This is a genomic window from Dehalococcoidia bacterium (genome assembly GCA_028711995.1).
Classification (GTDB): domain Bacteria; phylum Chloroflexota; class Dehalococcoidia; order SZUA-161; family SpSt-899; genus JAQTRE01.
The window spans coordinates 1-26,510 of record JAQTRE010000010.1 but is presented as its reverse complement, the minus strand read 5'-3'; the positions used below and the strand labels follow the sequence as shown (position 1 = coordinate 26,510).

Sequence of the window (26,510 nt, the reverse complement as noted above, 5' to 3'; positions counted from 1 at the left end):
TGAGGCAGGTCGTTGTTTTGGTAAGGGACTTAAGTTTGAGACTGGAAGTTGATGTTAGTCCATGTGTATTTCCGGGGACTGATCAGCCTTTAGACTCTATTATGATGCGCAGGTTGTTCCCGTTGGCTAAACTTCCACCCCGTAATGGACTGCGGTTTGGTTGATCCTGATGAAGCTGACTATCCAGCGATGGTGATATAATAACTCAGTATCGGGAAGTCGCGCTGCCCAGAGTGTTATCCTATGCCGGAATTCGAACTCGCCTCCGATTTTCAACCCACCGGTGATCAGCCGCAAGCCATCGAGAAGATCCTCGAAGGTTTGGGGAAAGGCTACAGGCACCAGACCCTTCTGGGCGTCACCGGAAGTGGGAAGACTTTCACCATGGCCAATGTTATCGCCCGAGTGCAAAAGCCGACGCTGATCCTTTCTCATAACAAAACCCTGGCCGCACAGCTTTGCAGTGAATTTCGCGAGTTTTTCCCAAAAAATGCGGTAGAGTACTTCGTCAGCTACTATGATTACTACCAACCGGAGGCTTATATCCCGCGCACGGATACCTACATCGAAAAGGAAACCGACGTCAATGAGGAGATCGATAAGCTGCGGAATTCAGCTACGCGGTCGGTGCTCGCCCGCCGCGACGTTGTTGTGACCGCATCGGTTTCCTGCATCTATGGATTGGGCGAACCGGAAGAATATTTCAGCTTCGTGACGCAGATAAAGAAAGGCGAAAAGGCAAACCGGGATCGGCTGGCCCGCCGTCTGGTGGAGATGCAGTATGAGAGGAACGACGTTGGCTTTGCGAGAGGCAGGTTCCGTATTCGGGGAGACACGCTGGAGATTCAGCCCGCCTACGAAGATTTGGGTTTCAGGGTGGAATTCTGGGGAGATGAGGTGGAACGCATCAGCCTCTTTGATCCGCTGACAGGGGAAATCCTGTCCCACGAGAATGAGATCGAAATTTATCCCGCCAAGCACTTTGTTACTACCCAGGAGAAGCTGATGGCGGCCATCATCGATATTCAGGCGGAGATGGAGCAGCGAGTGGCTGACCTCAAATCTCGGGATAAGCTGGTAGAGGCGCAGCGGCTGGAGGCCCGTACCAATTATGATATCGAGATGCTGCGGGAAACAGGATATTGCAACGGTGTGGAGAATTACTCTCGCCATCTGGCAAGACGTGGGGCTGGGAGCTCGCCCTGGACGCTGATCGACTACTTTCCCGATGACTTTCTCCTGATCATCGATGAGTCCCACATGACCATTCCACAGGTTCGGGGCATGTATCACGGCGACCGGTCACGGAAAGAGGTGCTGGTGGAGTATGGATTTCGGCTTCCTTCGGCTATGGATAATCGACCGTTGAACTTCGAGGAGTTCGAGCGCCATATCCATCAGGTCGTCTACACTTCCGCGACCCCCGGCCCTTATGAGCACGCGCATAGCCAGCAGGTGGTGGAACAGGTGATCCGTCCTACCGGGCTTCTGGATCCCACGGTGGAGATAAAGCCGACGAAGGGGCAGATCGATGATCTGGTGGAGCAGATCAACATTCGGGTGAGCCGTTCGGAGAGGGTCCTGGTCACCACCCTGACCAAGCGCATGGCCGAAGAACTGGCCGACTATCTTCGCGAGATGGGCATCAAAACGCACTATCTGCACTCGGAGGTTATTACGCTGGAGCGGGTGGAGATTCTCCGGGATTTGCGCCTCGGCGTCTATGACGTGGTTGTGGGGATTAACCTGTTGCGGGAGGGACTGGATTTGCCGGAAGTCAGTTTAGTTGCCATCCTTGATGCCGATAAGGAAGGATATCTGCGATCCGATACGGCCCTGATCCAGACAATGGGGCGGGCGGCGCGTCATGCTGAGGGCCATATTATAATGTATGCCGATGTGATGACCGATTCGATGCGCAGGGCGATCGATGAGACCCAGCGGCGGCGCAAAATCCAGGCGGCTCACAACCAGGAGCATGGCATCACGCCGGAGGGAATCAAGAAGGCCATCAAGGACATCACCGATCAGTTACGGCAGGCAGTCAAAGCTAAACCAGAGCCGGAGATCGCCGCAGGGGCATTTTCTAAAGAAGAGATCACCCGGCTGATCAAGAGCCTCCAGTCGCAGATGAAGTCGGCTGCCGGAAATCTGGAGTTCGAGAAGGCGGCGCTGTTGAGAGATCAAATCATCGAGCTGAGGAAGGTGATGGAATCTTTTTCTTCCCTCTCTTGACGGGAGGTATCTTTGCCGAAGGCATTGAGTGATGGTTCGACAGGCTCACCACGAGCGGAGCGCTCTTTTTGCGTTCGTCCTGAGCTTGTCGAAGGGATTGGGAATCCAGTCAAATGGCTGGAAGGGGGATTCCGCATCAATTACGGGAGGACATAGCGGCGGGTTTCAACAGGTGATATCGGAGACTCAAGCTGACTTTCGTTTCAGCTTGGCCGCCACTCGATCCAGTATCTTGTGGGCCACTTCGGATTTGAGCATCAACGGCAGTTCTTCGGACTTTCCATTCCGATCGATGATCGTCACTCGGTTGGTATCCACAGCGAATCCGGCATCGGAGGCGGTGATATCATTGGCCACGATGAAATCAAGGCCCTTCTTTTTCAGTTTGGCACTGGCGTTTTTGAGAAGATCAGAGCTTTCGGCAGCGAAGCCCACTTTCAACAGCTTGCCTTTGACTTCGCTCAGGATATCGGGCGTTTTTTCGAGTTGAAGGGTCAGCTTGGCGGCTTTGCGCTTGATTTTGCCCTCGGCGATATTCGCCGGGCGATAGTCGGCCACCGCAGCAGCCATAATCAGAACATCGGCTTCCGCGCTTGCCTTGACAACGGCATCTCGCATCTGGGCTGCCGTTTGGACTTTCACCAGCTCAACACCCAGGGGAGGTGGCGCAGTAGTGGAAGCGCTGACGAGCGTTACCAGCGCCCCGCGATTCCGAGCCGCCTCTGCGATGGCATAGCCCATCTTGCCGGAAGAGTAATTGCTGATGAAGCGCACCGGATCAATGGGCTCCTGAGTTCCTCCGGCGCTGATGACGATTCGTTTGCCTGCCAGGTCGCCGGATCGGCCGAGGCTCTGGTAAATGGCTGCCAGAATCTCAGGCACTTCCACCAGCCTTCCCGGACCTTCCAGTCCTGATGCAAGCCGACCGCTGCCTGGCCCAACGATGGTGCAGCCCCGCTTTTGGAGCGTTTCCAGGTTTTGCTGGGTGATTGCGTTGGTGTACATTCCGACGTCCATCGCTGGAGCCAGAAGGATGGGAGCCCTGGTGGATAGAATGGTGCAGCTCAGCAGATCGTCGGCAAGGCCATGGGCCAGCTTGGCGATGGTGTTGGCAGTGGCTGGGGCAATTACCACCAGATCGGCCCGGTCTGCCAGCGCTACATGCTTGACGTTGAACTCGGCGACCGGCGCCCACATGTCGGTGTGAACTTGGCGATGCGTGATGCTGCGGAAAGATAATGGCGTGACGAATTGAGCGGCGGGCTCGGTCATGATCACATCGACCGTGAGGCCCGCTTGAACGAGCTTGCTGGCCAGATCGACGGCCTTATAAACCGCAATACTGCCGGTCACTCCCAGGAGGATATTCTTGCCTTCAAACATGCTTCTGTCCGGAGTTGAGTTCGTGAATGATCCTCAGCCCGACCAGCGTCAAATAAGGGTCGACCTTTTCAATGACGCTGGCCTCTTTTGCCAGCAGCTCGGCGTATCCGCCGGTGGCGATCACCTTGGTTTTTGTGCCCAGTTCCTGTTGGATCCGGACCACCATGCCTTCGATAAGCGCCACATATCCAAAGAGAACCCCTGATTGCATGGCGGAGATGGTGTCTTTCCCGATGACGCTCTTGGGGCGGGCCAGGTCCATGCGGGGAAGCCGGGCGGTTCGCTGGAAGAGTGCCTCCATGGCGATTCTGATGCCCGGCGCTATAGCTCCTCCCAGATAGTCGCCTTTCTTTGAGAGCACATTAAAGGTGGTGGCTGTTCCGGAATCGATGATGATCAGCGGACCGCCATAAAAATGGTGTCCGGCCACGGCGTTGGCGATTCGGTCAGGTCCGACCTCGCGAGGGTTATCGATCAAAATATTGACGCCTGTTTTGATTCCCGCTTCTACCATCAGCGGCGAGATGTGAAAATACCGCTGGAGCATTTCCTTGAGAATGGTCACCAGAGGGGGAGTCACGGTGCAGATAATGGCATGATTGATGTTGGAAGGCTTCAATCCCTGTTGTGCCAGTAAACTCATCAGGATGACGCCATATTCATCTGAAGTCCGGTAAACATCGGTTGCCAGGTCCCACTTGGTGAAGAGCTCTTCTCCCTTAAATACCCCGATGTCAATGTTGGTATTTCCGACGTCGAAGGCCATCAGCATAAAATTACTCGCACTCTTCAATGATTAGGATCATTATATCATATCGAAATTTGGCTGGGGTGATAAATTCCTTTGTTCGCCCAAAGCCCCGTCACTATGAAGTCAAATCCGTGATTTTCTACCACCAGATCGATACCTGCCGTCCCTTCAATTGCTCCAGTTGTTTCAGGGCCTTCTTGGTATCGCTGGCAACACGGGAGCTATCGCAGTTTTCCACCCGATATTTGAAGAGCCAGTAGATGAACTCGTTGAACTCCGTGAGCGCGAGATTTTCGCTCTGATCCAAGCCCCTTGCCTGTCTGAAGCGCTCGAGCAGAAGCGACTCAGCGGAGCCATAGATCCGCTGGAAGATATCGCCCCGGGAACTGGTTCGACGGCTCATTCCGTGCAACTCTTTCTCTATTTCCAGTTCCACAGCGATATGCAGGGCTTGCTCCACAACAATGCCGTAAAAATAATTGAGGTGCGCCTGATATTTCTCATTGCCCAAGAGTGCTCTGAACTCTTCCCTGGAAAGCTCGATGGGCGGCTTGCCAAAAAGCAGGTCAACCTTTTCATCTTCAGGGATAAAGTTGTCGATTTCTTGACACAGGCGCTCCGCCAGCAGGAACCAGTCGAAGGCCTGATCCGCCACCAGATATCGATAATGACGGCCGTTGTGGATTTCCTCGGTTATGGGCCAAATGGCCATAGCTTCCAGCAGGGCAATATACCAATGTCTGCCATCTGTTATGGATTGCTTCAGGCAGCGTATCGGGTTGGTCTCATTGCTGACACCATGATCAAATTGAGAGTTCCCATGCTCTTGCATCGAAGAGAGTAGCCTCCGGTTGGAAATCCAACTTGTCATTTCCCCTTTGTGTTTTCGGCCTTATGATAACCCTATCAGAGGGGTTTTTCACTGGCTGATGCAAAGGGAATCATGGTAAGGATTATAGTCCTGATGAGGCGCTGTGGCAATCTTATGTTTATGACCTGAATAAAGTGAAGGCCTTCCTTCTGGCGTGGACCCTCTCGTTCCTTGACGGTTTCAAATCAACTCTCTTACAATGGGGTTGGCGTAGGTTTCAACGTGAGCGAACTGAACAGCAACAACGAAAGCCAATTGCCTCTGGCTCCTTATCGGGTGCTGGATTTGACCGACGAAAAAGGGATGTTTTGCGGCCGTATCCTTGGTGACCTGGGAGCAGAGGTGATAAAGGTGGAAGAACCCGGTGGGGACCAGAGCCGGAATATTGGGCCTTTCTATCATGATATCCCCCACCCGGAGAAAAGCTTGCCCTGGTTTGCTTACAACGCTAACAAAAAGGGAATAACCCTCAACCTCCGTTCTTCAGACGGAAGAGAGATATTCAAGAGACTGGCCAAGACTGCTGATTTCGTGATCGAATCGTTTGCGCCGGGGTATTTAGACAACCTGGAGTTGGGTTATCCCACGTTGAGCCAAGTGAATCCTCGTATCATTCTGGTATCAATCACCCCTTTTGGTCAGTCCGGTCCCTATAAGGATTACAAAGCTTCAGATATCGTCTCTGTGGCCATGGGCGGACTGATGTATGTAACCGGCGATCCTGATCGTCCGCCGGTGAGGGTGAGCGTGGAGCAATCGCATCTCCATGCCGGGGCTCAGGCAGCCATAGGATCTCTTCTAGCTCTTCACCACCGCACGTTGACTGGAGAAGGCCAGATAGTGGATGTGTCCATACAGGAATCAATGATCCCGGCGATCCCGGAGCTGCTCTCTCACTGGGAGTTCGGTCAACGCAAAGTCCCCAGGTCAGGCCCGTATGTATTCCGGGGAGAGGCATGGCAGCGAGCTACCTGGCCCTGCAAGGACGGTCAGATCGGAATGAGGATATTGACTGGCGTCTATGCCAAGGCCATCATCCCGCTGGTGGAATGGATGGATGAGGAGGGGATGGCCGGCAACCTGAAGCAAGTGAAATGGGAAGAGATCGACGTTGGCCAGTTGACCCAGGAGGAATATGACTCTTGGGAAGATCAGTTTATGAAATTCTTTCTCCGGCATACCAAAGAGGATCTCTATCGGGAGGCGGTAAAAAGGGGCATTCACCTTTTGCCGGCCTATGCGCCGGACGAGCTGTTGACCGATAGGCAACTGCTTTCCAGAAACTTCTGGGTGGACGTGGAGCATCCGGAATTAGGCGCTAATATCACCTATCCGGGTCCAGCCGCACGTCTGAGCGCTACGCCACTGGGTATCCGGAGGCATTCCCCTCTGATTGGAGAACACAATCAGGATATATATGGGGAATTGGGGATATCGGCTAAGGAACTTGTCACGCTGAAGGAATCGGGCATCATATGAATCAAGCCAGAGCAGCAGGCGGTAGCCCCCTGGAGGGACTAAGGGTACTGGATTTCTCGGTATCGGTAGCGGGCCCTTTCATTTCCACCTATCTGGGCGGGTTCGGCGCTGAGGTGGTCAAGGTGGAGACCAGCCTTAAGCCGGATATCCTCAGGATGAGCACCCCCTATAAAGATGAGCTAACCGGAACGGACCGCTCCGGTCTATTCAGCTATGTCAACTCCAATAAATTCAGCATGGCCCTGGATATGAATCATCCCCGAAAGCATGAAGTGGCAGAAAGTTTGATAAAATGGGCTGACGTCATGATCGATAACTTCACTGTGGGGGTGAAGGAGAGATGGGGGCTGGACTACCCGCAAGCAAGCCGCATCAATCCCCGGATTATCATGCTCAGCACATCTTCCCAGGGGCAGACGGGTCCTCATTGTCAACACCCGGGATGGGGATGGTCGATGAAGAGCCTGTGCGGATTCACCCATATGACCGGATGGCCCGATCGAGATGGAACTTCTCCTGCTTCATCCTATACCGATGAGGTCGCTCCCTGGTTTGCTGTTGCGGCTATTCTGGCCTCTCTGGATTGGAGACGTCGCACCGGGAAGGGGCAGTATATCGACCACTCGCAGGTGGAAGCCAGCCTCCAGTTTCTCTCTCCGGCTCTTCTGGACTGGACGGCCAACGGAAGAAGGCAAACCCGGCAAGGCAATCTGTCCTCACGGGCCTGTCCTCACGGCTGCTATCGATGTCTGGGTGAGGACAGATGGTGCGTTATCGCGGTGTTCAGTAATGAGGAGTGGGAGAGCCTTTGCCGTGCGATGGGTGATCCTGCCTGGACAAGAGACCCCAGATTTGCCACTCTCAGTAGCCGCAAGGAGAATGAAGAAGAACTCAACCAGCTGATAGAAGCGTGGTCGATCGGTCATACCCCTGAAGAGGTTATGACCCGACTGCAATCGGCCGGTGTGGCTGCGGGAATCGTGCAGGATGAGGAAGATATCATCGACCGCGATCCTCACTTGAAATTCCGGGAGCATTTCCCCTGGGTGGAGCATCCGGTGATGGGAAGCGTTCAGGCAATCGGATTTCCCTTCAAGCTGTCGCGAAGTCCGGCCCGGGCGATTCCGGCTCCGTGTCTGGGGGAACACACCGAGAAGATATGTACCGAGTTTCTGGGAATGCCTGTTGAGGAGTTCATCGACCTGTTTCAAAGCGGGGTGTTTACCTAGCAGGCTGCTGAAAAAGAGGTGAAGGATTCCTCCTTCCGGGGGTTTGGGGGTGTCCCCCAGATGCAAAAGTTCCCCCAACGAGTGGGGGTTAGGGGGTTGAGTCAGACTTTTTCAACACTCTGCTGGGGAAGATCTGGTTAAGTCCCTGTCAATCGCCCAAGAATGGTGGCCAGAGGGGTGATTGGTGCTTCCCTAGCTTGGTTTGACCGTATTTGCTATAATCAAAGCGGCCAGTAGGATGGGTAACCGATAAATCCATAAGGAGGTCCAATGCGAGCCATCTTAAGCGTTTCGGACAAGACAGGGCTGGTTGATTTCGCCAAAGGGCTGGCGGGATTGAAAGTGGATATCTTTAGCACCGGGGGCACAAAGAAATCCCTGGTAGAAGCAGGAGTTGCGGTCCATAGCGTCAGCGATATCACCGGTTTTCCTGAAATACTCGATGGCCGGGTGAAAACCCTCCACCCTGCAGTCCATGGCGGAATCATGGCGCGGCGTGATCTTCCGGCCCACATGAATGAACTGGCCAAGCACAAGATGAGCCCTATCGATATGGTGGTGGTCAACCTTTATCCCTTTGTGCAGACGGTGGCCAAGGCGAATATCAGCTTGCAGGATGCGCTGGAGAATATCGATATTGGCGGCCCTACCATGATCCGAGCTTCGGCCAAGAATTTTCCGCATGTCCTGGTGGTTGTTGATCCTGCCGATTATCCGCTCATTCTGGAGAAACTCCGTTCCGGAGAAGTGGTGCAAGCAGATCGGAAGAGACTGGCGCAGAAGGCATTCCAACATGTGGCCATTTATGATACGGCGATCTCCCAATACCTTCGCGATCCGGATGACGTCCTCCCCGATGAGATGACCGTAGCCATGAAAAAGCGCTATGGGCTTCGCTATGGTGAAAATCCCCATCAGAAAGGCGCTTTTTATGCCGAACAGTTGCCTGGCAGTCAGCCGCGCAATACCGGTATCACATGGGCAGAGCAACTGGGAGGAAAGGAGCTTTCCTTCAATAACATTCTCGATGCCGATGCGGCCTGGGCTGCGGTTGTTGACTTTGCCGAACCCACTGTGGCCATCATCAAGCATACCAACTCTTGTGGTTTGGCCAGCCATCAGAATATCAGTGAAGCCTACCGCCGCGCTTTCAGCGGCGATGAGATAGCCGCCTTCGGCGGCATCGTGGCCTCCAATCGGCCGATAGACTTGGCCACGGCCGAAGCGATCAAGCCGGTTTTTTATGAAATCGTTATCGCACCGGAATATGCACCCGATGCGCTGGCGCTGCTGAAAAAGAAGAGGGATTTGCGCATTCTCGTTGCTACCCTGCCGCCGGGCTATGGGGATTCCCCGGCGGGATATGTGGATTTGCGCCGGGTGAGAGGCGGCTTTCTCGTCCAAAACTCCGATTCGCTGCCTGAGAGCAGCGTTCAGCTGAAAACAGTGACCAAACGGGCTCCGACCTCCCAGGAGACCCGGGATTTGCTCTTCGCCTGGAGGGCGGTCAAGCATATCAAGTCCAATGCCATTGTGTTGGCCAAGGATAAGACGCTGGTGGGTATGGGAGCGGGTCAACCCAGTCGTATCATCGCTGCTCAGATTGCCAGGGAGAAGGCGGGAGATAAGTCGAAGGACAGTGTATTGGCTTCCGACGCCATGTTCCCCTTCTCCGACGTAGTAGAGGCGGCGGCCAAGGCCGGTGTCACTGCTATCATTCAGCCGGGTGGCTCGATCCGGGATCAGGAATCGATTGACGCTGCCGATAAGGCGAATATCGCCATGGTGTTTACCGGGGTGAGGCATTTCAGGCATTAGAGCCAAGAGGGAGGACGGAAATGGAAGAGGGCATGCTCATCATCAGTAAGGAGCAAGTTCGCGCGCTGATCGATAGGCTCGGCAAGTCCGATACACTGGACTCAAGCATAGAGGAAATCCGCAGGATGCGCGATATCAAATTGACCCTCGCCTGGCGGGCAGATATGGGCTCCTGAGGTGGCGGAGGTTGTGCCATCCGTGAGGTGGCCATATCCATTGAGGGAGAGATCGATCTACTTCAAGCCGTTTTGAATGCTCTTGAGGAAAAGGATACTACTGGGGCCATTGCGCTTCTGTGGAAATACGAACAGATGGTGGAATAGATGGATACCAGAGATATGAATGCGGAGATATTTATCATCAGCAAGGAGCAAATTAAATCCTTGAGTGATAGATTGAGAAATTCCATCGCATTGGATTCCTGCATAGCAGAACTAAATAAGATGCTGGAAATCAAGTCGGTTCTTCTGTGGCGTGCCGATGCTGCCGCCGCCTGTTGCGGCCCAGGCCCTTCGAATTGCCTCTATGAGGAAACCCAGATGATCGAGGATGTCCTTTCGGCTCTTGATAAAGGAGATGTTGCCAGGGGAGCTTCTATACTCGATGCGTATGCGAAAATAGTTCCCTGACCGGCTAAATTGAGTATCGGGGGAAATGTGAATATTAAAGTAATCTCTGGCGATATCGTCAAGCTCAAGGTGGATGCCATCGTCGTCAGCTTTTTTGAGGGGGCAAAGTCTCTCGATGAGGCTGCTGGAGCAGTGGATAATGCTCTGGATGGCGTAATATCGAATCTCATCAAGAAAGGCTCAATCAAGGGTAAGCTCAATGAAGTGACCCTTATCCATGGTTTGGGGAAGATTGCGCCGGAGATGGTGGTAGTTGTTGGATTGGGAAAGAAGGGCGAGTTTAATCTTGAAAAGGTCCGTGGTGTTGCCAGCGCTGCCTGCAAATCAGCGCGTGAGGCTGGAGCCGAGCGCGTGGCGACCGTCCTCCATGGAACTGGGGCAAAGGGGCTTGCGCCGGAAAGTCTAGCTCAAGCCATTACCGAAGGGAGCCTTCTGGGGCTCTACACGTTTTGCCAGTATGTTACCAAGAAGCCTGACCGGAAAGAAATCGAGCAGATCACCATTGTTACGCCGTCCCGGCGCAATATCGCCGGATTGAAAGCGGCCGTCACAAAAGGCACCACACTGGCTCAGGCTGCAATTCTTGCCAGGGATCTGGTCAATCAGCCTGCCAATTTCATGACGCCCACTGACCTGGCGGAAAAAGCCAGAGAGGTGGCTGAAAAAGAGGGATTGGGGATTGAAATCCTGGAACGCGATGCCATGCAGAAGCTGGGAATGGGTGGGCTTCTGGGGGTAGCTCAGGGAAGCCAGCAGCCGCCGAAATTTGTTGTTTTGACCTATAAAGGGGACCCGGAATCTCAGAAGGTGGTGGGTTTGGTGGGCAAAGCCCTCACCTTTGATTCGGGAGGAATCTCGCTGAAGCCGGCGGACAGGATGGACGAGATGAAAGGGGATATGGCTGGTGGGGCAACGGTGATTGCCGTGATGCAGTCGCTGGGAGAGCTGAAGCCGAAGATCAACGTCACCGGACTGATACCTTCTACGGAGAACATGCCCAGCGGGAGTGCTTTGAAGCCGGGCGATATCATCAAGGCGATGAACGGCAAGACCATCGAAGTGATTAACACGGATGCTGAAGGTCGGCTTATCCTGGCTGATGCTCTCTGCTATGGGAATAAGCTGGGCCTCTCACCGATGATCGATATTGCTACACTAACCGGAGCCTGCCATGTGGCGCTGGGCGATGTTTGCAGCGGCGCTTTCGGCAACAATCAGAGGGTTATCGATAGCGTGATTGCCGCTGGCGAACGGACAGGGGAAAGAATGTGGCAAATGCCTCTGTTTGATGAATACAAGGATCACAACAAGAGTGATATTGCCGATATCAAAAACTCCGGCGGCAGGTGGGGAGGTGCCATCAGCGCGGCGCAGTTCCTGCACGAGTTTGTGGGGAAGACCCCATGGGTTCATCTGGATATCGCGGGCACGTTTATGCTGGACAAGGGCCGTGGCTATTCGCCTAAAGGAGCCACCGGAATTCCGGTCAGAACCCTGGTGAATTGGATTGAGGCGATGGCTGAAGAGTAGCCGCCAGGGAAAAGAGTCTTATGCAGGTTTATACCTGATAGGGATAGGAAATTCATCAGTAGAAGAGGCTATTAAGATGACTGAAACGGAATCGATGGCTGCAGAATGGGAGAAATGGCTGGCGCAGGAGAAGGCCAATATCCAAGTTCTGGAAGAGAAAATCGAAGGACTTTCTTCGGGCTATGATAGCCCGGATGGCTTTAAGTACCGGGAGTTCTGGGCTGAAGCCAATGAAATCTCCGCTATGTTTGAGACGCTGACCCCGCTCTCACCGGACGATAAAGAGAAACTTCAGGAGAAGTATGGCCGCGTATGCGGAGAAGCGAAACGAAGGCAGCAGCAGGAAATGCAGGCTCGCAGAGCGCAGACCATGCAGATCAGGGAAAAGCAGGAGAGGGAATGGCAATCTCGCAGGGGGGAATCCAAACAGACGCGCGAGTTGGTCGAAAAGAAGGTCAAGGAGGCGCTTTCCGGCGTCGAGTCTAACCCTGAAGATATTATGGCTCTGTCCAAATCTCAGACAATGTTGAGTGAGGCGCTTGTGCTGCTGAAAGGCAAACCAAAGGAACGGGGCTCTGATCCTGCAGCTGAGTCTCAGAAAGCAGCGCCGGTCGTCAGCAATATGACGAGGGAAGATGAGCAGGCCTGCTGGGAGATGTGGCGCCAGGCGAATGATTTGGTATTCGGCCGGAGGAAGGCTTTATGGGATCGGAGTTATAGTCAACTGCAGCCGGAGGCAAAGGCTGCCCTTGATGAGGCCAATGAGGGTGATGCCTTCAAGGCGCTGGATAAGGTGAAAGAGGCGCAAAATCATTTAAGGGAAAACCCTTTGAGCAAGTCTCAACGTGAGGAGATAAAGTCCGTTCTGAATAGTGCCTGGGATGTGGCGATTGCCAAGGTGGATGGGATCCGTGAAGTGAAACGCAGGAAGCAGGAAGATTGGATCGGCCGGACAAAGACTCAGGTTGAACGCTGGGGAAAAGTGATTCAGGAAAACAAGGAAGAGATTGCGGAGCTTGAAGGTCAGATGAAGCGCCATCAGATTGAGATAAAGGCTGCCAGGGCTCCTGAATACTCGGACATGCTGCGAAAGCTGATTCGGGAGAAACGCCAGAAGGTAGAGGCGATCAAGACGGCCAATAAGGACCTGGAGGAGAGGATCGTCTCAATGAAGGCGAAATTGAGCGATCAGGAAAAGGCGAAGTCGGCACCGGTGGCGAGTAAAGCCAATCTGAAGGAAAACCAAGAAGTGCAAAATCCCGCACCAGCGGAATCGTGATTTTGGAGCGCGCCATGGTAAAAGAGGCTGTCCTTCGTCAGGGAGGATGGCCTCTTTTGGTTTCGGACGCCTTTTCTTATCTCAAGGATCGCTCCAGTTTCCCAATCACCTCTCTGATGACCCACTCAGGCGTGGAGGCTCCTGCCGTGATGCCAATCCGATATTGCGGAGAGTAATCCAGCATATCGAGTTCATCGACGGACTCAATGTGGAGGGTCTTCACGCCGACAGAGTTGCAGAGTTCGGCCAGACGTTTGGTGTTGGCGCTATCGTGTCCTCCAATCACCATCATCAGGTCAACATTCTTGGCCAGATTCATCGCTGCGGCCTGGCGCTTGGCTGTTGCATCACAAATGGTGTTGAAGATGCGTATCTCGGATAACGAGGCAAGCTGAGAATTCATGAACTTGGCCAGAAAGCTGGCGAACTGTGCCTGACTTTGCGTGGTTTGCGAAAGGATTCCGATGCGGCGGGGTGGGACCCGAAATTCCGGGACATCCGTAACGGCTATCGCTCCCTTGCCGGCCCAGGAAAGCAATCCCTCCACCTCGGCGTGGGAGGCGTCCCCGAAAACCAGTACCTTGAACCCTTCAAGGCCCAGCTTTTGGGCTACAGTCTGTGCATTATGGACAATAGGGCAGGTGGCGTCAATCACATTCAACTGCCGTGCGGCGATCTGTTCATTCAGTTCTTTTCCCACGCCGTGAGAGGGGATGAGGATATCGTGCCCCTGCATCTGATCGAGCCTCTCGATAACGCGCATTCCCTCAGCGGCAAATCTATCCACCACCTGTTTATTGTGAACGATCGGCCCAAGGCTCTCCAGTAATTCGTGCTTCCGAACGGCCTCCTGGGCCAGTTCGATGGCTCTCTTGACGCCGAAACACAGTCCCATCTCAGAAGCCAGCTCAATCTTCACGGGCAACTTCCGTTTCTCTTTCGATAGTGTACGTCAGATAATCACCGTACGCCCCGTGATAATTCGAAGGCAGAACGCTGGCGACGTGGCTCATGATGATGGCAGTCTCCAGCGTCAATCGCTCTCTGGATGGCCTGCCCCAGCTTTTGGCCAGGTAGAATCTGGGACCTACGGTCACCGTGATCCTGGGACGCCGGAAAATCACCCCCAGGCCCTTTACCTTTTCGGTGCCGGTGATCCCAACGGGGAGAATTGGAGCACCGGAGAGAAGGGCAATCAGAGCAACTCCGACCTCTGCCTTGTCCATGGCGTGAGTGCTGCTCCGCTTCCCCTCCGGGAAGATGCCCAGAACCTGTCCCTTTTGCAGCATTCGGGTGGCCCGACGAATGGTCTGCACATCTCCCATGCCATGGCGCACCGGAAAGGCCCCGAAGGCAGGCACGAGCCACCATCGCTTGGAGGTGAAGAGCTCTTCTTTGGCCATGAAGCTGATCTGCCGGGGGATGCTGGCGCTCAGAAGCGGGGGGTCGACCATGCTCATGTGATTGGCCACGATAATGATCGGCCCGTCTCTGGGTATGTTCTCCTGACCGACCACCTTCCAGCGGGTCAGCGCCCTCAGCAGAAGCTTCATCGTGGCCGTACCGGTGGCATAGACGGATGGCATCCTGATGTTCTGTCCTCTGGTTCAATCCGGGTTATCGCCGGATAATAAATTGCACAATCTGAATGATTTGCTGTTTGTTTGATTATAGCCGAAGCGCGAAGAGGGAGCAAATTTCTGGCCGATGAATCCAATCAGATTTGTTTCTCTGACATGGGTGAAGCTCCGATCAAGTTCTGATCAACTCCTGATCAACTCCCGATCAACTCCCTTGCCCCCAGTCTTGGGGGAAGAGAGGAAAAGTTTTGGGGCACCCCCAAACCCCCGATCGGGTCGAGGGCAGGCCCCCGGCAGGAGGTATCTGCGCCACTTAATCAGAGCATCCTTGGTTCGGGGGCAAAACATCGATAATCCGGCTCATGATCAGGTCGGTGGCTTCAGCCAAGCGATCCCGATTTGTCTGTTTCTTGCCTGCACTGAGGTGAAAGGGTGGGCCGATGGTGACGGTGATCATAGGCCGTCGAACAACAACCCCCGGTCCTTTGACGTTATCGGATCCGCTGATGGCGACGGGCAGAATGGGAGCGCCGGAATGAACGGCGATGAAAGCAGCGCCCACAGTGGCTTTTCCCAAGCGCTGATCGGTGCTTCGGGTCCCTTCCGGGAACATGCCCAGTACTCCTCCATCTTCCAGCACTTTCAGGGCTTTCCGGAGTGCCTCTCTATCGGCAGCGCCTCGTTGTACCGGGAAAGCGCCGAAGGCGCTCACGATTATCCCTCCCCAGGAGCGGAAAAGCTCCTCCTTGGCCATGAATGTAATCGGCCGGGGTATACTGGCACTCAGCAGCGGCGGGTCGACCATGCTGAGGTGGTTGGCCACGACGATGAACGGCCCGGTTGCCGGCACGTTCTCTTTCCCGATCACCCGCCAGCGGGTGAGTGATATCAGGGCGAACTTCATCGTGCCCGTGGCAAAAGAATAGAAAATAGCCATGCGGATATTACAGGGGAGTATATGATCTGCTTGATTATAGCCGATGGGATCAAGCGAGGCAAATTGTTGCGGTGTGCGCCCAAAACAGTTATCCCCCTATCCTCAACCTTGCGAGAAGACCATTGAACCAGGGGGGCTCTGCGAACGCGCGGCGGCTCCGCCATGGTGAATGCTTCCCGGTCGGTTGTGGCGGGGGATGAAATCCGCCACAACCGACCGAATGTCTATTCACTCAAGTCGACGGGGACAGGTTGCCCATCCTGCCAGTGAACATAAAAACCGGCGATGGAGCTCTGGCCTCCCGGACCAAATTTCTCGTATCCCAGGGCGGAGTCAAACTCAAGCCCTTTGGCGGCTTCAGCCACTTTGGCACGATCATCGGTTCCGGCCTTCTCGATAGCCTTGATTGCGGTCAGTAGAGGATTATATAGGACAGGATGGTTGGACAGAGGCGCTGTTCCTGCCGCCGAATACTTCTTCTTCCAGCCAGAATCAACGGCGCACTTTTCGGCCCACAGCTCACCGAATTCTATCTGGGCCGGGCTTCCCTGGCCGTTCAGGTACATGAACGGTGTATACCAGCCGTTTGCACCAGGAGACTTGCCGATTCCACTGAAACTGGACCCCTCAGTATTGCCGACGTGCTGGATATTGCCCCAGCCGCCTCCTTCCAATATCTGCTTGGCTATTGCCTGGTAGTTCGCCTCAACCAAGATGGTGACAAGTACGTCCGGATTCTTGTATTTGATCTTCGTCAGCAGGCTCGAAAAATCTGAGGTCCCCAGGGAGACGTAGTCCTCACTAACGATCTCTATGGTAGGATCCAAATCCTTGATTGCCGCTTTGACCCTGTCCATCGCCTTGCGGTCGGTCTCCAGTTCCAGACAGAGAATACTGACCTTCTTGGCCTTTATCTTTTTGACAACCACGTCGGCAGTCATCTTGGCCCTCGCCTCAAGGTCGTAGAATGAGCAAACCAACCAGCTGTAAGTAGTGAACAGGTCCGGTTCATTTAGGAAGGTTGAATAGAGGACCTTTGCCGGATCGGTCACGTCAGCAATGGCAAAGCCAAACGAATTCGAAGTTCCTCCCATGGTGACCACCGTACACCCATCGATCAAGGCTTTCTTTGCGGCAGCTGCTGCCTCTGCCACCTGACCTTTGTTATCGTATTTGAGAAACTCCACCGGTCGGCGCTCGTTTCCTACCAGGATGCCGCCTTGTTTGTCATTCCAGTACCATTTGGCGAATTCGATGACGCCATCCACCAGAAAGCCTGTCAAGGCAGCCGGGCCGCTGTAATCAATGATCACACCGATCTTCACCGGCTTATCGGAGGTCGTTATGGCTGGGTTTGAAGTTGCGGGGGTGGTTGTGGATGGAGGGGCAGTGATTTCTGCAGGAGTCGTCTTATCACCGTCGTCACCACAGGCAGCCAGCACGGGAACCAGCAATGTTGCCACAATGATCAAGGCTGCTGCTTTGTACCAGAGACTGCTTCTCAGACTGTGCATATGTACCCTCCTTATTTTGTGTTTCACCCGAGTAATCTGTACACAAGCTTCCACCAACTCACGCTTTGTGGGCACCTCCTTCCCTCAAAATGATGACTTTCAACCCACACAAGATTGATGTTCTGTAGTATAAACTGTTGGCATTAAAGCTCAATATTATTCCATTGTCTTGCCGAGGCCGGAACCTGTTAAAAGAGGAAAGGAATCATGCATATGGGGGAACCACATCGCCCGGCCAAAAACCCTGGCAAGATCAGGTACTAAAGCTAATTGCATATATTCCACTTTTCTGGCCATATTTTCGGCTTCTGCTCTCTTATCCACATTAAGAAGAGCTATGCGAGCTCCATCACCGGCAGCGTTACCCACGGCGCAAATGTTCTCTAAAGCACAATCAGGAAAGAGGCCGATGATAGCTGCCGATTCTTGGTTGATACAACTGCCGAAGGCTCCGGCCAAGATAACTTTATCCAAAATTTCCACACCCAAATGTTGCATCATGATTCTTGCCCCGGCATACATGATCCCTTTTGCCAGCTGGATCTGCCTTATATCACTCTGACAGATTACGATGTCGCGACCGATAGAGGTCTCATCTGCCCAGGCGATGACGAATTCCGGCTCTCCCTCTATCACGCGGAAACGGGCGCTCTCCAGGTCTTCGTTGAAACGCCCGGTTTTGCCTATTACACCGCTCACCAGCAATTGAGCTATGGCATCGATCACCCCTGATCCGCATATGCCTTTAGCCCCGATATGTGGCAAGTTCGTATTCCAGCCCTCTTTCCCGATAACCTGGAAGCGCACCTCCTTGGTATCCGGGGCTATCTCAATTCTCTCGATAGCCCCAACAGCAGCACGCATGCCGTGCCTTATGCTGGCTCCCTCGAATGCCGGGCCAGTAGCACAGGAGGCGGAGAGGATACTGTCCCGGTTACCGAGTATCAGTTCTCCGTTGGTGCCGATATCGAGGATCAACACAATATCATCCTGGTGGTATGGTTCTTCTGCCAGGAGTACTCCTACATTATCAGCCCCGACAAAGCCGGCTTCGATAGGAAGGACATGAACATAAGCTCCGGGGGATATCTTTAACCCCAAGTCGCGGGCCTTCACGTTCAGGGAATGGCATATTGCCGGGGTAAAGGGAGTTTTGGCGATGTGCTGAGGATCGAGATTCAGGAAGAAATGATGCATACATGTGTTGCCCACAACGGTCATGTCAATGATATCTTTTGCCTCAATGCCTGCGCGGGCCGCTGCTTGCCTGACGAGCTGATTGAGAGCTTCAATGATCACCTGGTTCATGCGCTCGCGGCCATCCTGGTTGCCCATGGTGTAGCTGATGCGGGTCATCACATCATCGCCGTAAACCGCTTGGGGGTTCATCATAGATTCGGTGGCAACCACTTCACCACTTTCCAGATCACACAGGTAACCGGCCAGGGTGGTAGTCCCTATGTCCACTGCTATCCCATAGCTCCCGCTTTCATGTCCGGGCTCTACCCTGATTACCTCATTGTCCATCCACACGGATGCACTCACAATCCAATTGCCTTGGCGCACCACTTTTTGCAGGTCTGTCATTACCTGAAAATCAATGGTCAGATTGCTCAAGTTGAACCGTCGATGCAGTTCGATCCGTAGGCGATCCCAATCGCCTAGGCTATCCCGCAGGGTAGGGGGTGCCATCTCCACGCAGTATTTTCTTACCGCGGGCTTCAACTCGATGGTTCTCGGCGTGGCTTGTTTGCGGACGATCTGTTCCTGCCCCCGGCTTTGTTCGGGAACAAAGACCATGATATCGCCATGGACGTGAGTCTGGCAGGCTAGCCGGTAACCCTGCCGCTTTTCCTCATCACTCAACAGTTTCTTTTCCGACTCGCTTAGTGGAGATACAGCCCCTGAGCCAGATGCCATGCCATATTCGGCAAAGAGCCGCTCCTTGATTCTGACTTGGCACTTACCACAAAGCGCTTGAGCGCCACAGACACCCTCTATCGGCACGCCAAGTTCCTGGGAGGCCTCCATGATGGTTTTGCCATCATCGATAGTACCTCTACACACTGAGGGATGGAAAATGATCTCGTGCCTCTTGCTATCAGACAAGTATAGTCTCCCCTTGGGACGCTCTGCAGTCCGCTGTCTCTAATCGGGCTTCTCGAAGTGGATAACCACATCGCGAGGCAGCGCCAAGCCTCCCTCAACTTCAACTGCTTTTATGATGGCCACAGGAACAGGACATGATGGGTGCAATGGAAATTTCCAGGCTGTTCGATTGATATTTGCGTGTTGCTTGATGACATCCCTCTGATCGACCTCCGTCAGTGATTCGCCCAGCTTGGTCACTGTCTCACAATCGCTGAGAATTCTGACCCTGACCTTTCGACCAGCAGTCTTTTCGACCTCTATGGAGGTAAGAAAACCGCATATGCCGGGGTTAACCACTACTTTTGTCATGTCATCCGATCATGCATCCCGCCATAAAGGAGCAGCTACCCTTTGATCAAGCTGGCGGCCGAATTGATATTCGAGTGTACTGGCTTCTACCGTGATGTCGCATCTCCATTTAATGTTTTACAAGCCTCGCCGCCTCCGCGACTGCGGTTCCGGCGCTTGGAGCATATCCGTCGGCGCCAAACTTCTTGGCCACGTCAATGTTTATCGGCGCTCCGCCTACCAGAACACGGGTCTTGGGATTGCTGGACTTTATCATGTGAACCGCTTGTTGCATTGCCAGCATGCTGCTAGTTGTCAGAGCGGAAAGGCCGACAACTTCAGAGCCGGTCTTTGCTTGTTCCTCAACAAACCTTTGGAGTTTCACATCGCGCCCCAGATCGTGCACGGTCCAGCCGGCAGCTTCAAACATCACTTTAACCAGGTTCTTGCCGATATCGTGAATATCGCCCTCAACAACGCCGAGGACGATGGATCCTTTTACGGCGGCCTTTCCTCCCGATGCGAGTATGGCCGGCTTCAGGATGTTTAAACCGGCATAGAGCGCATCTGAGCACAGGAGAAGCTCGGGGACGAAGTAAACCATCTTGTTAAAGCGGTCGCCCACCTCGGACATGCCACTGGCCAGGCCATCGACCACCGCGACATATGGGTCCACGCTTTCATTGAGGACGGTGTGGCTGAGCTCCACAACCTTTCCCTCATCAAATGCCACCACGGCATCATAAAGCCCCTTGATTATCTCCCTCGTCCTCTCCTTTGACGTCATTTCAGACTACCTCCTTTTCTGGTTTTAGCACGCCCTATTGTGTTGGATGGCTGCAATTCAACCCTTATCCATGCCGTTCATTTTAGCTATACCGGCCGAAGTCATTGACGGCCTTCATCATCGTATGGACATTATACGGGGGAGCCATTGGCGGAAGTTCGCAGCCCAGCATCGCTATAAAACCCCGGGGAGAATCCTTGCCCTCAATGACACACTGCTTCATGGCTTCATAGACCTCCTGCGGAGTTCCTTCCTGAAGAATGCGGGGCTCAACGTTGCCGGCGATAATGCACTTGTCCCCGAAGTGTCTTATGGCCGTGGCCAGATTGACCTCCTTGCCGAAGGTGACGATGCCGGGGTTGCCCATCGGAATCTGTTCCCAGAACGGTATGTTCAGATTCTGTTCGCCGCAGATGTGGCAGAGGATGTGTTTAATGCCCATGGACAACATCTTTTCATGGGCTTCCTTCTCATAGGGGAGAACGAATTTCTCAAATTGTCCGGGTGAAATTATTTGATTGGCTGCCAGAGGTTCCAGAATATAGGGGATAACCCTCTCCGCGCCGAATGTTTCCCCCCAATATTGTACTACGTCCAGGATATGATCGGTGGACAGGCGAATAATCTGGTGGGCGAGTTCAGGCTTCTTCAGCATCCAGCGGCATAGCCGATCCACTCCACAGATGTTTCCCGCCAGTGTGAATACTCCTCCCACCACCACGGTGATCGGCAGATCAAGCCTCTTCTGAAGCTGGGAGAACTCCATAGCGAAGGGAAGCATGCCAGCCCTTTTCACAGCGGGCAATTTCAGGCCCTTGATATCTTCTTCCGATTGCACCGGAAAATAGGGAATCGTCGGGGCTTGTTGCAGCTCGCTGCTGGGGAACTCTATTGGTCCCCCGAATTCCCAGCTCCCATACGAGGCATACCCGTAAAACGGAGCATTGTCCCAGCCGTACATCTCTTTGCTCCACAGCTGTGCCTGCAAGCTCTTCTCAGGGTCCTGATAAATGGCAGCAATGGGATACCCAACGTTCCTGGCGCAAAACCCCAGTGCGAATTGGAAGACAGGGACTCTGTCTACTCGTTTTCCATCCAGGAGAGCGCTGATTCGGTTCATAAAAGCCACCTTCCTTCTCTTCCGATTTCTTAATTGCCCTTTTTCGGCCAGCCTCGCTTGTCACTTGATAAACAGCGATACCCGCTTGCTATTCGTACCAGCCATGGTCGCTGACTGCCTTGGTCATCTGCCAGACATTGTAGGGTGATGCTTTGGGCGGCAGTTCGCACCCTGGCCCCAGAACAAACCCTGCCTCATGCTTCTTCCCGATCTCGATGCACTTTCTGGCCAGCTCATAGACTTGCCCTGGAGTACCCACCTGAAAGACCGCCGGTTCGATATTGCCCATGATGATATCATCTGGGAAAAGCTTCCCCACACTCTCAAGAGGCGATGGCCAGTCTTCATGCATATCATGGGCGACGCTGATAATCCCGGGGTTTCCCATAGGGATTTGTGCCCACATCGGATAGTTCATGGCATGATAACCGCAGACATGAGTGAGGATGTTCTTGATGCCCATCCCCATCATTTTTTCGTGTTCCTCCTTGATATAGGGGAAGCAGAATTCCTCAAATATCTTCGGCCCGATTATCTGAGCTGCCGTATGAGGGTGGGCGCTCAAAGGGAAGAGACGCTCCGCGCCAAAAGTCTCAGCCCACCAATTGATGATCTGTAAATTGAAATCGGTGGCCAGCCGTAGCAGGTGATGGGCCGTCTCCTTTTCTCGCATCGCCCATTTACATAACCGTTCTATTCCGCAAATGTTGCAGGCGATATCCCAGGGGCCTTGCATCGCGATGTGGATATAGGGTGCACCGCGCTCCGCCTCCAGCTTGCTGATTGCCATGGCCCTCGAAAGCAAGAAACCCGATGTTCTGACGTCGGGGGGCGACTTCAAATCCCAGGCTTCTTTTGATGTGTTGACTCCGTGGCGAGCGATGGCTGATGATTGACTATACTCACCTGTAGGCAGCGTTAGTTCCCCGCCAAACTCTACTACTCCATTGGTGCCCAGAAGCGGCAACTGATTGAAGCCGTATTGCTCATTCATCCATCGTGTCGCATCGGCGCTCTTCTTTCCGGTGGAATCTCCATAGGCGTCGAAAATCGTGAAGCCGGCATTGACGACAGAGAAGCCAACAGCTAAGGGATAGATGGGAACGCGGTCAACGGGCTTTCTGTTGAGCAGGGCCACCAATCGCTCATCCGATGTCATCCTGTCCTGTCTCAGAATTGGCATGGTACCAACCTCCTCCACTAATCAATTTCTCGGTGTTGCGGGTCTGATCGATGACTCATAGGGGGTTCCTCTACTTGTTCCACCCTCACATTGCCTTCACGCGGAGCCTTTCAATCACTTCAGTCGCTCTCTCAACTGTAATTTCGGCAAGCGCAACATATTCAATGATTATACGATATTCTATTACGATCTTAGTATGAGGAGTAGACAAGGGGGTTGTATATCCGCGGATAAGCGTAATTATGGCGCGATTATGTGAAACAGTCACGAGCCTGTGTATACGCGAACCAACGTACTGATGGCGCGCAGGCCGCTTGATATTGATCGGGGCGAGTTCGCGGTTCTATCGAATCGTGTTGCACCAAAGCAGATGCGGGTCAACTTTCGAGGGGGACGATTCCTCGTTGGATAGCATACCGGACGATATCAGCCGAGCTATGGAGGTCCAGCTTTCGCATGGCGCTGTTGCGGTGGGTATCGACTGTGCGCGGACTGATGGACAGCCGCTGGCCGATCTGAATGCTGGTATATCCCTCGGCCGTCAATTGCAGAACCTCTCGCTCTCTGGATGTCAATATCGTCTCGTACAGATCAAGTTTGGCCCCCTGGGCCTTCTCTACATAACTGGCGATGGCCCGATCGGAAAGCGGAGGGCTGAGATATAAACGGCCTTCCATGACAGCGCGGATGGCCTGTACCAGTTCATTTGACAAGGCCTGCTTTACTACGTACGCCATTGCCCCGGCCCTGAAGGCTTCCAACACACCGGCTTCGTTGTCATACATGGAGAGAATAATCACCCTGGTTTTCGGCGATTGCTTGGCAACTCTTCTGGCGACCTCCAGTCCGCTTAGCCCCGGCATGACCAGATCCAGCACCAGCACATCCGGCTGTAGCTTCTCCGCGATCTTGATGGTCTCCAGTCCGTCCGACGCTTCGCCGATGATCTCGAAATCCTTCTGTGCCTGCAGCACGGATTGTAGTCCTCTCCTGACTATATCGTGATCATCGGCCAGTACAATTGTTGTCACTTCCAGTCCTCATCTGCAGATTCCGGGACCATCTCCCTAAGCGGCAGTTCAGCCATTATGGTTGTTCCCATCCCAACTTCGGAGTCCACGAACAACTTTCCGCCCAGTGATACTGCGCGCTCTCTCATTCCGATCAGCCCACTGGACAGGGGGTTGCTGAATGCGGTTCGCGGATCGAACCCACGGCCCGCATCTTGAATTATCACGGTCAGTTGGTGCCGGTCACCCACAAGCCGTACCGTGGCTTTTTGAACACCGGCATGCTTGACGACATTGGTTAATGCTTCTTGCGCGATGCGATAGGCAGAAGTCTCCACTTGTGCGGGGAATCGCCCCTGCAAACCCGCGTGCTCGAAATCCACAGAAAGACCGGCTATTGCTTTCAACCGATCAAGCCCCCAGAAAAAGGCCGGCAACAAGCCCAGGTCATCCAGCATCCAGGGTCGAAGGTCAAGGGAGAAATCGCGCACCCACGCCATGAGTTCAAAGATCAACGCCTGCGCTTCGGATATGCTTTGCTGCGATTTCTCAGGCGGTTCCATGACCGCCTTTTCCAGTAATAGCCGAAGTCCGGTAAGACTCCCCCCAATATGATCATGGAGTTCTCTGGCAATACGACGACGCTCTGCCTCCTGAGCCTCTACCAGCCGTTGAGAATGTTCTCGAAGCACATCCTCGGCGTGTTTTACTTGGCTGATGTCCGTATTCATAAATGTTACGGCAATGACCTCTCCACCGCGTTTCACAGCGCCCACCCGGCCGACCCACCATCCTGTAAAACCGGGATGTACGCCTTTGCCTTCGAAGTTTATCATTTCTCCAGTCTGAAAAGTGTGGGCAAAGCACTTTTGGGCAGTACTGTGGAATTGCGGGGCGATGAAATCGAAAATGTTTTTGCCATATACAGCCTCGGGAGTAAAAGGGGGAACAATGCGGTTGGCAGACAGGATGGTTCCTTGGTGATCCAGAATCATGATATGGTCCGGAGCGTTTTCAACCAAGGCACGCAAATTATCCTCAGACTCTGAGATAGCTTCTTCCACCCAGATGCGCCGATTCTCGCCTTCTCGCAATTCAGCGATCTCGCGGCGGGCTTGTGATAACTCAGCGATGAGTTGTTCTTGAGTCTTTTGTTGGTCGTTCATGAGCTGCATAAAGCCGTTCGATCTTGACGATGGCCTCGATTCTGGCGAGCCCATCCCAAAGAATGGGGTTATCTGCTCGCCTGAAACCGTCTTACGAATTTCTGGTGATCCTATGATACCTTTGGGATTGGTGAATAACAAGATGTTCAACTGGCTGACTCGCTGGCAGTGGATACAGAGGCAAATATCGGGTATGATTAAGGAATCAAGAATCGAGGCGACCTTAATCGCTATGAAGAAAGTGCCAAGGAACGCGATCTCTCAGCGGGTGCAGAAGATCCCACCCTCCGGGATCAGAAAATACTTCGACTTGCTCTCCGGGATGGACGGGGCCATCTCGCTGGGTGTGGGGGAGCCCGATTTCGTCACGCCCTGGCATATCTCTGAGGCGGGTATCTATGCCATCGAGAAGGGGTATACCATGTATACCTCCAACTACGGCCGCATCGAACTTAGAAAGGCGCTGGCTGAGCATTATCAGCATCGATATGGAATCGCCTACAATCCGAACAACCAGATTCTGGTCACCACCGGATCGAGCGAGGCGCTGGATCTGGCCATGCGCGCCATTCTCGATCCTGGCGACGAGGTCATCGTCCCGGACCCGGGTTACGTGGCCTATACACCCTGTACGATTCTGACCGGTGGAGTGGTGGTGCCGGTACCGACTTCGATTGAAAATGACTTCAAGGTCAAGGCGGAAGAGATCGAAAAGCGCATCACCCCTCGAACCAAGGCTCTTTTGCTGGGCTTCCCCAATAATCCTACCGGCGCGGTGATGGATCGAAGCGAACTGGAACGCATCGCCGATATCGCCCGGCGGCATGATCTTCTGGTGATCTCCGATGAGATTTACGATCGGCTGGTCTACGGCGTGGAGCACACCTGCTTTGCCAGTCTGCCGGATATGCAGGAGCGTGCTATCCTGATCAACGGATTTTCCAAGGCCTATGCCATGACCGGATGGCGGGTCGGCTATGCCATGGCGCGGGAGGACATCATTGAGGCGATGATGAAGATTCATCAGTATGCCATGATGTGTACTTCCATCATGGGGCAGATGGCGGCCCTTGAGGCCATCAAGAACGGCGAGGAAGATATCCAGCAGATGCTGGCCGAATATGATCGCAGGCGCAAGGTGATCGTCAAGGGCCTCAATGAGATCGGCCTTCCGTGTTTTGAGCCTAAAGGCGCCTTCTACGCCTTCCCTTCGATCAAGTCCACCGGCCTGTCATCGGACGCGTTTGCCGAAAATCTCCTCAAAGAGGAGAAGGTGGTGGTCATTCAGGGATCGGCGTTCGGCACCTGCGGTGAGGGACATGTGCGCTGCTGCTATGCCGTCTCTCTGCCAGAGATCGAGGAAGCGCTGGAGCGCATTCGGCGATTCGTGCGCAGGCGTATATCGTAAGAATCGTTGACTGTCACTTGGCCTGAGTTTACTTGAGGAACCTCTGATTAAGTCCCGAATCATGCGATAATAATGGCAGACTACTTCAAGGAGATCTGCCGTGATAAATGGACCCACATTTGCCAGCATGGCCTATGCCAATAAGAAAAAGAAAACTCGCCG

23 protein-coding genes are annotated in these 26,510 nt (G+C 53.7%); 9 read left to right on the top strand and 14 right to left on the bottom strand.

What is annotated here, in order from left to right; translation table 11 throughout:
- Positions 1 to 243: 243 nt before the first annotated feature.
- A complete protein-coding gene (gene uvrB / locus PHV74_03115) occupies positions 244 to 2,235 on the top strand; it encodes an excinuclease ABC subunit UvrB (GenBank protein MDD5093356.1) in 1,992 nt (663 codons plus the stop codon).
- A gap of 186 nt (positions 2,236 to 2,421) precedes the next feature.
- On the opposite strand, the gene coaBC is transcribed toward uvrB, so the two are convergent.
- From coaBC to PHV74_03100, 3 genes are all read right to left on the bottom strand, one after another.
- A complete protein-coding gene (gene coaBC / locus PHV74_03110) occupies positions 2,422 to 3,618 on the bottom strand; it encodes a bifunctional phosphopantothenoylcysteine decarboxylase/phosphopantothenate--cysteine ligase CoaBC (GenBank protein MDD5093355.1) in 1,197 nt (398 codons plus the stop codon).
- Positions 3,611 to 4,390 (bottom strand): type III pantothenate kinase, encoded by a 780-nt coding sequence (locus PHV74_03105; protein MDD5093354.1) that lies wholly within the window; start codon positions 4,388 to 4,390, stop codon positions 3,611 to 3,613. The genes coaBC and PHV74_03105 overlap by 8 nt, the downstream gene beginning before the upstream one ends.
- A 118-nt stretch (positions 4,391 to 4,508) precedes the next feature.
- Positions 4,509 to 5,201, bottom strand: coding sequence for a hypothetical protein (locus PHV74_03100; GenBank protein MDD5093353.1), 693 nt, complete (start codon positions 5,199 to 5,201; stop codon positions 4,509 to 4,511).
- A gap of 261 nt (positions 5,202 to 5,462) precedes the next feature.
- Here PHV74_03100 and PHV74_03095 point away from each other — a divergent pair, with 261 nt between their 5' ends.
- From PHV74_03095 to PHV74_03065, 7 genes are all read left to right on the top strand, one after another.
- Positions 5,463 to 6,719 carry a CaiB/BaiF CoA-transferase family protein gene (locus tag PHV74_03095; GenBank protein MDD5093352.1) on the top strand — a complete coding sequence of 419 codons (1,257 nt, stop codon included), beginning with the start codon at positions 5,463 to 5,465 and terminating at the stop codon, positions 6,717 to 6,719.
- A complete protein-coding gene (locus tag PHV74_03090) occupies positions 6,716 to 7,948 on the top strand; it encodes a CoA transferase (GenBank protein MDD5093351.1) in 1,233 nt (410 codons plus the stop codon). Before PHV74_03095 ends, PHV74_03090 begins: the two co-directional genes overlap by 4 nt.
- Before the next feature lie 270 nt (positions 7,949 to 8,218).
- Entirely contained in the window at positions 8,219 to 9,766 is a 1,548-nt protein-coding gene (gene purH / locus PHV74_03085) for a bifunctional phosphoribosylaminoimidazolecarboxamide formyltransferase/IMP cyclohydrolase (protein ID MDD5093350.1), read from the top strand.
- A gap of 20 nt (positions 9,767 to 9,786) precedes the next feature.
- Positions 9,787 to 9,942, top strand: coding sequence for a hypothetical protein (locus tag PHV74_03080; protein MDD5093349.1), 156 nt, complete (start codon positions 9,787 to 9,789; stop codon positions 9,940 to 9,942).
- A gap of 147 nt (positions 9,943 to 10,089) precedes the next feature.
- Positions 10,090 to 10,395, top strand: coding sequence for a hypothetical protein (locus PHV74_03075; GenBank protein MDD5093348.1), 306 nt, complete (start codon positions 10,090 to 10,092; stop codon positions 10,393 to 10,395).
- 27 nt (positions 10,396 to 10,422) lie between these two features.
- Positions 10,423 to 11,925, top strand: a complete 1,503-nt coding sequence (locus PHV74_03070; protein ID MDD5093347.1) for a leucyl aminopeptidase — start codon at positions 10,423 to 10,425, stop codon at positions 11,923 to 11,925.
- Between the two features lie 76 nt (positions 11,926 to 12,001).
- Positions 12,002 to 13,204 carry a hypothetical protein gene (locus PHV74_03065; protein MDD5093346.1) on the top strand — a complete coding sequence of 401 codons (1,203 nt, stop codon included), beginning with the start codon at positions 12,002 to 12,004 and terminating at the stop codon, positions 13,202 to 13,204.
- A 76-nt stretch (positions 13,205 to 13,280) separates the two neighbouring features.
- Here PHV74_03065 and ispH read toward each other — a convergent pair whose 3' ends face one another.
- The 11 genes from ispH to PHV74_03010 form a co-directional block, all read right to left on the bottom strand.
- A complete protein-coding gene (ispH, locus tag PHV74_03060) occupies positions 13,281 to 14,123 on the bottom strand; it encodes a 4-hydroxy-3-methylbut-2-enyl diphosphate reductase (GenBank protein ID MDD5093345.1) in 843 nt (280 codons plus the stop codon).
- Positions 14,113 to 14,790 (bottom strand): lysophospholipid acyltransferase family protein, encoded by a 678-nt coding sequence (locus tag PHV74_03055; GenBank protein MDD5093344.1) that lies wholly within the window; start codon positions 14,788 to 14,790, stop codon positions 14,113 to 14,115. The genes ispH and PHV74_03055 overlap by 11 nt, the downstream gene beginning before the upstream one ends.
- A gap of 307 nt (positions 14,791 to 15,097) precedes the next feature.
- Positions 15,098 to 15,721, bottom strand: coding sequence for a lysophospholipid acyltransferase family protein (locus PHV74_03050; GenBank protein ID MDD5093343.1), 624 nt, complete (start codon positions 15,719 to 15,721; stop codon positions 15,098 to 15,100).
- Positions 15,722 to 15,945: 224 nt separating this feature from the next.
- Positions 15,946 to 17,235, bottom strand: a complete 1,290-nt coding sequence (locus tag PHV74_03045; protein ID MDD5093342.1) for an ABC transporter substrate-binding protein — start codon at positions 17,233 to 17,235, stop codon at positions 15,946 to 15,948.
- Positions 17,236 to 17,391: 156 nt separating this feature from the next.
- Positions 17,392 to 19,302, bottom strand: a complete 1,911-nt coding sequence (locus PHV74_03040) for an ASKHA domain-containing protein (GenBank protein ID MDD5093341.1) — start codon at positions 19,300 to 19,302, stop codon at positions 17,392 to 17,394.
- Positions 19,303 to 19,383: 81 nt separating this feature from the next.
- The gene (locus PHV74_03035) at positions 19,384 to 19,695 is read right to left on the bottom strand and encodes a hypothetical protein (protein ID MDD5093340.1); all 312 of its coding nucleotides are present in this window, start codon (positions 19,693 to 19,695) and stop codon (positions 19,384 to 19,386) included.
- A 109-nt stretch (positions 19,696 to 19,804) separates the two neighbouring features.
- Positions 19,805 to 20,461: a cobalamin-dependent protein gene (locus PHV74_03030; protein MDD5093339.1), complete on the bottom strand. Its 657-nt coding sequence runs from the start codon at positions 20,459 to 20,461 to the stop codon at positions 19,805 to 19,807.
- Between the two features lie 82 nt (positions 20,462 to 20,543).
- Positions 20,544 to 21,581 (bottom strand): uroporphyrinogen decarboxylase family protein, encoded by a 1,038-nt coding sequence (locus PHV74_03025; protein ID MDD5093338.1) that lies wholly within the window; start codon positions 21,579 to 21,581, stop codon positions 20,544 to 20,546.
- Between the two features lie 88 nt (positions 21,582 to 21,669).
- Complete coding sequence (locus tag PHV74_03020; protein ID MDD5093337.1) at positions 21,670 to 22,764, bottom strand: uroporphyrinogen decarboxylase family protein; 1,095 nt, start codon at positions 22,762 to 22,764, stop codon at positions 21,670 to 21,672.
- Positions 22,765 to 23,141: 377 nt separating this feature from the next.
- Positions 23,142 to 23,795: a response regulator transcription factor gene (locus tag PHV74_03015; protein MDD5093336.1), complete on the bottom strand. Its 654-nt coding sequence runs from the start codon at positions 23,793 to 23,795 to the stop codon at positions 23,142 to 23,144.
- The gene (locus PHV74_03010) at positions 23,792 to 24,949 is read right to left on the bottom strand and encodes a PAS domain-containing sensor histidine kinase (GenBank protein ID MDD5093335.1); all 1,158 of its coding nucleotides are present in this window, start codon (positions 24,947 to 24,949) and stop codon (positions 23,792 to 23,794) included. The genes PHV74_03015 and PHV74_03010 overlap by 4 nt, the downstream gene beginning before the upstream one ends.
- 223 nt (positions 24,950 to 25,172) lie before the next feature.
- On the opposite strand from PHV74_03010, the gene PHV74_03005 reads away from it, so the two are divergent.
- Positions 25,173 to 26,348: an aminotransferase class I/II-fold pyridoxal phosphate-dependent enzyme gene (locus PHV74_03005; protein ID MDD5093334.1), complete on the top strand. Its 1,176-nt coding sequence runs from the start codon at positions 25,173 to 25,175 to the stop codon at positions 26,346 to 26,348.
- Positions 26,349 to 26,510: the final 162 nt, after the last annotated feature.